The sequence below is a fragment of the Bacteroidales bacterium genome (genome assembly GCA_029210725.1).
Taxonomy (GTDB): Bacteria; Bacteroidota; Bacteroidia; order Bacteroidales.
Genome location: JARGFM010000053.1, coordinates 1 through 9,759 on the forward strand (window position 1 = coordinate 1; position 9,759 = coordinate 9,759).

At 49.0% G+C, this 9,759-nt stretch carries 9 protein-coding genes; 4 read left to right on the forward strand and 5 right to left on the reverse strand.

The features are described 5' to 3' along the window. The first annotated feature begins 201 nt into the window (after window positions 1–201). Complete coding sequence (locus P1P86_16250; protein ID MDF1576738.1) at window positions 202–1,338, forward strand: ROK family protein; 1,137 nt, start codon at window positions 202–204, stop codon at window positions 1,336–1,338. Between the two features lie 68 nt (window positions 1,339–1,406). Next, on the forward strand, window positions 1,407–2,948 hold the full coding sequence (locus tag P1P86_16255) for a DUF1846 domain-containing protein (protein MDF1576739.1): 1,542 nt from the start codon (window positions 1,407–1,409) through the stop codon (window positions 2,946–2,948). A 6-nt stretch (window positions 2,949–2,954) separates the two neighbouring features. On the opposite strand, the gene P1P86_16260 is transcribed toward P1P86_16255, so the two are convergent. The 3 genes from P1P86_16260 to P1P86_16270 form a co-directional block, all read right to left on the reverse strand. Continuing rightward, window positions 2,955–3,686, reverse strand: a complete 732-nt coding sequence (locus tag P1P86_16260) for an isoprenylcysteine carboxylmethyltransferase family protein (GenBank protein MDF1576740.1) — start codon at window positions 3,684–3,686, stop codon at window positions 2,955–2,957. Window positions 3,687–3,703: 17 nt separating this feature from the next. After that, window positions 3,704–4,399, reverse strand: a complete 696-nt coding sequence (locus P1P86_16265) for a DUF1080 domain-containing protein (protein ID MDF1576741.1) — start codon at window positions 4,397–4,399, stop codon at window positions 3,704–3,706. 120 nt (window positions 4,400–4,519) lie between these two features. After that, window positions 4,520–6,715, reverse strand: coding sequence for a CotH kinase family protein (locus P1P86_16270; GenBank protein ID MDF1576742.1), 2,196 nt, complete (start codon window positions 6,713–6,715; stop codon window positions 4,520–4,522). A 150-nt stretch (window positions 6,716–6,865) separates the two neighbouring features. Between P1P86_16270 and P1P86_16275 the strand changes: the two genes are divergently transcribed. Continuing rightward, complete coding sequence (locus P1P86_16275) at window positions 6,866–7,561, forward strand: Mpv17/PMP22 family protein (protein ID MDF1576743.1); 696 nt, start codon at window positions 6,866–6,868, stop codon at window positions 7,559–7,561. Window positions 7,562–7,634: 73 nt separating this feature from the next. Beyond that, entirely contained in the window at window positions 7,635–8,297 is a 663-nt protein-coding gene (locus tag P1P86_16280) for a DUF1080 domain-containing protein (protein MDF1576744.1), read from the forward strand. A 12-nt stretch (window positions 8,298–8,309) separates the two neighbouring features. Here P1P86_16280 and P1P86_16285 read toward each other — a convergent pair whose 3' ends face one another. Next, window positions 8,310–9,398 (reverse strand): prolyl oligopeptidase family serine peptidase, encoded by a 1,089-nt coding sequence (locus P1P86_16285; protein ID MDF1576745.1) that lies wholly within the window; start codon window positions 9,396–9,398, stop codon window positions 8,310–8,312. A 115-nt stretch (window positions 9,399–9,513) separates the two neighbouring features. Continuing rightward, the coding region (locus P1P86_16290) for a hypothetical protein (protein ID MDF1576746.1) at window positions 9,514–9,759 on the reverse strand (246 nt) is incomplete at its 5' end.

Genomic DNA, 9,759 nt, shown 5'->3' on the forward strand with positions numbered 1-9,759 from the left:
AGCTATCAGCTCGTCAGAGGATCTCCCAAAAATAAATTGCAATTGATTTTGGAATTTAAAGAAGAAAATGAGGGGGGGCACCTTGGGATTTGAAAAAACAATGTCCGGTATATGGGCTATACAGAAGAAGAATTACTGATTTGAGAATTTAGTCGGATAACAGTGAAAGAAAATATAGAACCCAACAGAATAACAAAGAACATGGATATATACAAGGATAAACGTATGGTTCTGACCCTGGATGCCGGGGGGACTAATCTTGTATTTAACGCTTTTATGGGAGGTAAGCCAATGCTGGGCGGGATCAGGAAGGATGCCCATGCCTCTCATCTGGAACGTTGTCTGGCAAACATGAAAGAAGGATTTCATGAGGTTTTGGAGGAGGTAAGCGGGGTAAAGAGACAGAAAGCTGGCTTGGCCGGGGAAATTCCGGTAGCCATCAGTTTTGCTTTCCCGGGTCCGGCCGATTATCGCAGGGGAATCATCGATAATTCCAACAACCTGCCTGCCTTTCAGGGAGGCGTGCCCCTGAAAAGCATCCTGGAAGAGGAGTTCGGTCTGCCCGTTTTCATTAACAACGACGGGGATCTGTTTGCCTACGGAGAGGCCCTGGGGGGCATACTGCCTGAAATTAATGCCAGGCTGGAGGCATCGGGAAGTCCCAAGAGATACAAAAATCTGGTGGGCTTTACCCTGGGAACCGGTTTTGGCGCCGGTTTTGTTTCCGATGGCCGCTTGATTACAGGCGACAATGTGACCGCTGCCGAGGTATGGCTCTTCAGCAACAGGCACAGTCCTGAAGTTAATGCCGAAGATGTCGTCAGTATCCGTGCTGTGCAAAGGGTTTATGCCGATGAAGCAGGGATCGAATATCCCAACGAACTGGAGCCTAAGGATATTTACGAGATCGCCTTAGGGGAGAGAAAAGGAGATCGAAGAGCGGCGCTCAAAGCCTATGAGGAGACCGGACGGGCCCTGGGTGATACGGTGGCCAATGTACTGACCTTCATTGATGGAATTGCAGTGATCGGGGGAGGAATTACCGGGGCCAGTGAGCTGTATATGCCGGCCCTGATGGAGGAACTGAACTATAAATATCATCCTTCGAATGTGCCCGAGATGCCCAGGCTGGTCCAAAAGGTATTTAACCTGGACAATGAGGAGGAACGAAGCCGTTTCTTTAAAGACTATTCCAGGACAATCCCTGTTCCGGGGACCAAGCGGACCATATCTTATGATCCACTGCCCAGGCTCGCCATAGCAACCAGCAGCCGGGGAGCCAATGAATCCATAGCACTGGGGGCCTATGCCTATGCCCTGGATCAGATTAGTGATTGAGGAGCACTAGAAAACGTTTGAAGCTTCCTTATTTGAACCCCGGTTCAAATAGGAACAAACCCATATTGATGATGACTAACAACAATCAAGCTACTTTGAGACCAGGATTCGATAACGAAGCCTACATTAAGGAACAAACCAAATCAATTTTGGAGCGTGTGAATCATTTTCAGGAGAAACTCTATCTGGAATTCGGAGGGAAGATTATGTATGATTATCACGCTTCGAGGGTCCTGCCCGGTTTTGATCCCAATGTAAAAATGCGTCTTCTTCAAGAATTAAAAGATAAAATCGATATCATCATATGTGTACACGCAGGGGATATCGAAAAACGCAAGATCAGGGCGGACTTCGGTATCTCTTATGATTCTGATACCTTGCGGACCATTGATGAATTCAGCGATTGGGGACTGGGTATAAGCGCAGTGGTAATAACACGTTACCAGGAACAGCCTCAGGCAACTTCATTCAAAAATAAACTTGAAAGAAACGGAATCAAGGTATATACTCATGCATACACGAAGGGCTATCCCATGGATGTGGACCTGATTGTCAGTGACCAGGGATATGGAGCAAATCCTTACATAGAAACTGAAAAACCCATCGTGGTTGTCACTGCCCCCGGTCCGGGAAGCGGAAAGCTGGCTACCTGCCTGAACAACATGTATCATGAATACAAACGGGGTATTAAAGCCGGGTATGCCAAATTCGAAACCTTTCCCATCTGGAACCTTCCTCTCTCCCATAAGGTAAATATCGCTTACGAGGCAGCCACGGTGGACCTCAAGGATATTGTACAGATCGATCATCATCACCTGGAGGCTTACAATGAGAAAACGGTTAATTATAACAGGGATATTGAGGCCTTCCCCCTGCTTCAAAGGATACTGGAGAAGATAACAGGAGAGCAGTCCATATATAAAAGCCCCACAGACATGGGGGTCAACAGGGCCAGTGCCGGAATAGTAGATGATGCTGTAATCTCCGAGGCTTCTCACCAGGAGATTATCCGGAGGTATTATCGTTGTGCGGTGGAGTATACCATGGGACTGGTCGACCGGGAGACCCTTGACCGGTCCGAATTAATCATGGATAAGGTAAAAGCCAGGATCGAAGACAGGAAAGTGGTCCAACCCGCCAGAAAGGCCGCCCTGGATGCAAGAGAATCGAATAAAGGGAACAATGGGATGTTTTGCGGGGCTGCCATTGAACTGAAAGATGGCAGATTGATAAGTGGGAAAAATTCCCCCTTGTTGCAGGCGGCATCCAGCCTGATCCTGAATGCTGCCAAGCACCTGGCAGGGCTGCCCGATCATATGCACCTGCTCCCGGCGAACATGATAGAAAAAGTAACCTTCCTGAAAAAAGAGATCCTTACCGGGAAAATGACCAGCCTCGACCTGGAAGAAACCCTGATCATGCTTGGGATCTCGGCCATCTCCAATCCTGCCGCACAGCTGGCCATTGAAAAACTGGCCGAAATGCGGAACTGTGAGGTTCATCTGACTCATATTCCCACACCTGGTGATGAAGCGGGTCTCAGAAAACTGCATGTGAATCTGACTTGTGATCCGGAATATTCTTCCACCAGTCTCTTTATGGGAAACTGAAGCCTTTTAAAACCTCTTTTTCAACAGTTTGATAAGCAGGTAGATGAGTGCGGAGACCACGAGCATTACCAGCAGCCAGGACTTGCTAATGGCCCACTGTTGTTGTTCCAGGCTGGAGGCTACTAAATCGAACAGGAAAAAAACCAGAAACAGGGCCAGGAATCCGTTCTTCTCCTGTTTAAGCACTTTTCTCCAGAGAAAAGGAGAACCGGATTTTTGCCACTGCAGCTTAAAAGGGATGAAGATGGGTGTCTCCGCTGTCCAATTCAGATAGTCATCTCCGAATTTCTCTCTAAGGAACTCCTCTTCGGCGAATACAATCCGTTCATAATAGATCCAGAATATAAGAGTAAAGATTGCGACGAACCAGAGATTGCAGGTCAGCATGGCTATCCCCAGCCACATAAAGTAGTTGCCCACATAGAGCGGATTTCTGGTGATGGAATAGAGTCCCTTTGTATTAAGCATCTCTGCGATCTGCCCCTGCCCGGTGTTCCTTCCGGAGGTGTTCCTTCCGCTGAAACCCACCGCATGAATCCGGATGGCCAGTCCCAGGAGGCTTACAAATATGGCCGGATCCTCCATCCAGGCCTGATGACCGCTCATGGATTCCGGACCTCCCTTCAATGCTCCGACTACGATCAGGGCCAGTCCGCAGACCAGCAGTAAGAGCGGGAAATAACTCCGGTACCGGAAGAGGAAATCTCCCTGTGTCTTTAATTCTTCTCTTAATGCCATTTGTTAAGTTTCCATATCTACAGGGGCATAAGCCTGATATTTCTCCACCTGACCTGGTAGGGGCTGGGGTTATCTCCCACATCATGGACCTGCAGCCCAATGATTCCCCGGTCGCTCAATCCATCGCGAAATTCAGTAATCACCACTCCGTTTACGATGGTCCTGATGGAATCACCTTTGCATTCGATCCGGTAGGAATTCCATTGCTTGCTTTTGAAAACCTTGCTTTCTTCTGAATCTGCCTGCGGCCACCAGGGAGTCATAGCTCTGCGGGCTTCATCGTACACGCCTCCCGATCCGCCTCCGACGGCAATTTCCACCTGGTAGCCGTACACCCGGTCGGCCGGGATGGTGGTCGGCTGGTAGTTACCCTGATCATTTCTGAACCAGAAAACCAGCTCCCGGGGAGCAATGTGGCTCCGGAACTGAACACCGGAATTCAGTTCATCATCCTCCAGCAATACCTCAAATTCAAGGATGAAATCGCCGAATTCCTCTTCGGTGCAGAGGAAGGAGTTGGGACTGTCAGGAACTGCCTGGCCCACAATGGTGCCGTCATTGACCCTGTAGGAAGCATGTCCGCTGTGAACAGACCAGCCTTTCAGGGTTTCGCCATCAAAAAGGCTGATCCAACTGTCCTGGCAGGCCGAGTTATTGTGCAGGGCAAGCAGAAGTAAGACTGCGGGTACGAATAGCTTATATGTTTTGTTCATGCCGCTTGGAGATTAGGGATTAGAATACAAATGTACGAAAGAATTGGACTTTGAGCCAGCGAGCACAAAAGAATAAACAGAGATCGTAGATTTCCCGCAGCCTGCTGTGAGCTTCGCTAACTACTTCTTCACGATCTTCCTGGTTCCTGCAAATCTGCCGTCCACTTTCAGGTTGAGCATATAGATGCCCGGCCCGGGCATGGCCCGTTGCACCACCTCAGGCCCGAAATATACGGTCTGTGAACCACGCCCCAGTTCATAGCTGGTCCTGTAGGTGGTCTGGGCCAGCATATTGATAAATTCAATTTCCAATTCGGAATCCCGGTCCGAATTCAGTAAAAGATTAAACTGATCCACGACCGGGTTGGGGAACAGTTCCAGTTCCAGTCCTTCCGGATCCAAATGCTTTTCTGTGGAATAGGGGTACATATACCCGTCCAGTTTGCTGTCCATCCAGGTCATCCGGTCGAAAATCCAGTTCCTGAGATAGTTTATTTCATTCTCGTAACTGCCTCCCACATAATTATTAGCCCACACATACTGGTTCAGAACAGGGAAGGCCTCAAAATTTCGTTGCTGGGCATCGGCCAGCAGGGTAGTAAGGGAATCGATAACCTGGTCTACCCGGATATCCGATAAAATACTGCTTCGGTATCCTTTCCAGGAGCTCACCAGCTGATTAAAAAAGTCCGGATCCTTTCTTAATTTGATCCACCAGAAGGGATTTGACCAGTAATCGCCCGGGAGCTTGTATTCGCACTGCCAGCCGGAAATGACCGAGGAATTGTAATAATCGGCGTTCCCAAATCCGAAGTTGAAATCCCAGACTGGCCCTGCCTTTACGGGGCTCACCCGGTCCAGCTTGTCTTTATCTTTATGTAGAAAGGTACTGATCCGGTAACCATCCACATTTTTGGCCAGCTCGTTCACCAGGAAGAAATCGATAAAGGACTGCATATCGATATAGGGTTTATAACCCAGCACCGGATCGTAGAAACGATCCCCCGCCAGGGCATTTTCAAAACCGGTCATAAAATTCCTGATATAGGCTTTTTGTTCTGTGGCGATCACTTCGGTTTCGGGGTAATGATAGATCATACGGATCTCATTTCCATCAATGGCCGGATAAGGGGAAACCCAATACTCTTCATCCTGATCGGCCTTGTCCAGCTTAAAGATATAGCCCCCGGTCACATCTCTGCCCGAAGTTTCGTGGGGTTCCAGTTTACCGATATCCAGCCGGAAGGTGTCCCGCTTGATTTTCTCCATGAGCACATAAACTCCGGAATAGCTATTGTTTATAAAGAGCTCACACAGCCTGGTCCTGGGCGCATACTGCCCCATTTCACGGGAAAACTGGTAGGCCAGTACGTTACGGATCAGAGATTTGTCGGAATAGGGGCCATGAAGGACCCAGTCATTTTCCACGGGCATTCCCAGCAGCGAAACATTGTTGTTTTCGCCATTCTCCAGGCGGGTTTCCAGTCCGTATCCTTTTTTGGCATAACCCTGCGAACTGGCTCCCCGGATCTCTATGCCGATCTTCCCGTCGTAGTCGTTGAAGGTCCCGGGAAGCTCATTGAGGCCCGCTTCATTATGTACGATGCCCATGTGCGCCGTTATCTTGGGCTCATCCGGAATGGACTGGCTGTTTTCGGTAGTGATTACCACGATGGGCAGGTTGCTTTCAAAGGGGGCATCGGGATCCCTGAACCAGTCGGGAACCTCTTCAAAAGTGATCCCTGCTGCATCCAGCCTTACCTGGAGAAAGGGCGCCAGGGAAAAATCGCTGGAGGTCGGATTTACATTAATTCCCTGCACGGCAAGGACATTCTCTCCATCTATCAGAAGATTTTTTGACAGTCCGGCCCTGGAGGGCTGCCCCCCTGTGTACATCGAAGCTTCCTGGTCAATGGTGGGAGTGTAGTTATAGGGAGGATAATCGGTCTCAACGTTAAAGGACCTGGAAACGACCGAACCATTGAGGTATACCACATAGGCATCGTCGTAGTCGATATCCAGGATCAGACTGTCAATGACGGACCTGTCCGCAATGGTAAACTCCTGTCTGATATAGAGCGAATACTGAATATTCAGGATGGTTGTATCATCACCGTCGCCAAAGCCAAAACTTCCCCGGGCCGTGTTCCAGGAACTGTGGTCAAATCCCTGATTGTACCAGCCGGCAGGAGCCTCTGAATCACCAACGAGATAGCTCCAGCTATGATCTGCCTTTACCAGGCTTTCCCAGTGACTCTGTGCGCTTAGCTGGCTTACAAAGAAGGATAACAGAAAGAGGGTGGAAACTCTGATCATGCACTTGGGGATTGGTTGCGATTAGCGAAGTAAATAAAAAATTGCACAAGGCAAAGCATGAAGTTGAAAAAGCTGTTTTGGAATATGTGCTGAAGAACAAACATTCCTTTAATTTAGCGGCCAGAATCCTAACTTTATAATCAGTGAGCCATGAGTCAAAAAAAGGACCTGTTTTTTATGTTGGGAGTGAGTCTTTTTTTTCTCCCCTTCTTCATATTCAGCAGCCTGTTTGAAGCCTATTATCAGTTCAACCAGGAGCATGGCCTGCTTATGAGCTTTATCAAGTTTTTTTTCCTGGCCACCCTGGGTGAACTTATTGGACTGAGGATTAAAACTGGCCGCTATTATTATAAAGGATTCGGTCTGCTGCCCCGTGCCCTGGTATGGGGATTTCTGGGAATTACCATCTACATGGCCTTTGCTGTTTTTGCTGCCGGCACCCCCGTGCTTCTGGAGAAGACCGGCTTTTCAGATGCCGCTCAGATACTCTATTCGGATCTGAGCTGGAAAAAGGTCGCTGTTTCTTTCAGCATTGCCACCGTCCTGAACCTTTTTTATGCTCCGGTACTGATGACTTTCCATAAAATTACCGATGCCCATATCCTGGAGACAGGCGGCAGCCTGAAAGGTTTTTTCCGTCCGGTTCCTGTTGCCCGGATATTCAGGGAGATTAACTGGGAGGTGCAATGGAATTTTGTTTTTAAAAGAACCATCCCCTTATTTTGGATTCCGGCTCAAACCATTACCTTTTTGTTGCCGGAGGAGTACCGGGTATTGTTTGCTGCTTTCCTGGGTATTGTCCTGGGGGTCATTCTGGCTATTGCAGCACTTAAAAACAAGGAGTAGCCCCTTCCGGGCTGCCCGCATCCGGATTTTCCTTAAATTGGAGATTTGAGACTAACCATTAAAGCTAAATGAAATGAAACTTCTGAATTCCGTATTAGTAAGTACGTTGTTACTTTCTGTCACCGTCTCCTGTTCTACGAACAATCCGGAGGGAGAGCTTCTTTTCGGAGAGAACTACAGCCTGGCCGATTATGAGGAGGGTAGCTGGGTGGTCCGGGAGAACCTTCTCACAGCCCTGGAAGACCAGGTGGTATGGGCTCCCGGAGAATATGAGAACTTCCGGCTGGAGTTCGAATTTATGAACGAGGCCGGCACCAACAGCGGGATTATCGTCTACTGCACGGACCAGGAGAACTGGATCCCCAATTCGGTGGAGATACAGATAGCCGATGATCATGGAATGTGGGGAGATGAACGCAAGGATTACCAGTGTGGAGCCATTTTCGGCCACCTGCCTGCAAATGAGCAGAAAGTGGTCAAAGTACCCGGAGAATGGAATCATATGGAAATTACCTTCAAGGGCCAGCTGATAGAGGTGGTTTTAAATGGAAAGAAAGTCACAACGATGGACATGTCCCTTTGGAAATCAGGGACCAGCAATCCGGACGGCAGCGAAATTCCCGGCTGGCTGCCCACTCCCTTTGCAGAGCTGCCGACCAAAGGCTACATTGGTTTCCAGGGCAAGCACGGAGATTCCTCCATCACCTTTCGTGAGATTCGGATCAGGAAGCTGTAAGTTCCCGGTCCGTTAATATCTGTAGGCTGCTTTTTTTAAGCTCTTGATATCTTTTATGGGATGCGGGGGATTCAGTTCCGCGGCCAGGAAGCTGTAAATCTTAAGCCGTATTTCGTTTGCTATTCTGGTATCCATCCGGTCGAAGGAGTGTCCCCCGGGCACAGCCTGGTAAATCTCGTACTCGAATTCCTTATTCCCGGCTTTCAGTGCCTTGATCAGGTGCTCCACTTCCAGCACATTCACATCTGCGTCGTTGGTGTTGGTATGAATAAGCAAGGGAGTGTCCTGAAGCTTGTGTGCATTCCACGCCGGGGAACGGCGGCGGTACTCCTCCACATTTTCATAGGCTGTCTGACCGATATGGTAGTCCGCCGAATAAAGGTCCCGGTAAGCCTGGGTCTTGTATCCCATTCGCGCGATCAGATCACTCACCGGAACACCGGCGAAGGCCACCTGGTAGTCGTCCGGATAATCGAATATATTCATCAGGGAGATCAGACCGCCATGGCTCCAGCCCATGATGCCCACCCGTTCCCCGTCCACGATGTCAAAGTTTTCAACCATATAGTCCCGGCTGGCTTTCACATCTTCGACTTCCAGTCCGCCGTAGTCGATTTTTTCATAGTGGCCCTTCCCGTAACCGGTGCTCCCCCGGTATTCTGCTGCAACAATGATGTAGCCCTGAGCGATGAGTTCCCGGATGATATGGGTATAGTAGGTGGAGAAATCGGAATGCACCCCTCCGTGGGGCAGAACGATCAGCGGGTATTTTTCAGCCGGGTCGACGTTCTTTGGGATTATGGTATAACTCCAGAATTTCACGGGATTGCCCGCCCCCTGAGCGGTGGGGTTTTCTTCTTTCCACAGAGGTGGCCCGTAGATGTACACCTTGTCCATCCAGGCCACATCCTCCAGTTTTTGCATCCACAGCACATCATCAATCTTCTTGGAAAGCACATCAAAGCTGTGTTCCATATCTGAGATTTGCCTGTTCAGCACTTCAATTTGATCCTGGGGTTCTCCTCCAGACTGCGCCCAAAGCCGGGGACAGGGGAGGGCCAGGAGAACAAGCCACATCCATGTAAATACTTTTTTATTCATGTGAATTCACTTTATAAGTTCTGTTCTCCTAAAGATACGCTCTTTTCATAAAAAAGAACTGCCCGGCAGAACAGATGTCCGCGCCGGGCAGCCGGGGTATCTTTGGTTGTGGAGATTAGTAGGTGCTAAATCCAAAGTACTCACATACAGCATTATGATCGTTTAAATCAACAGCTGTACTTTTTGTGCCACCCGGCAATACTTCAGATGCAGCGACCACAAATATGCGGAACTTGGTCCAGGTTTTGGAGCTTATATTTGCTGTTCCATCAAAATTTAAGGTTCTGACACCCATGGTGTACTCGCTCGGGTCAATACTTGTTTGATACCAGAAATTCCTGGTCATATAAGATGCCATACT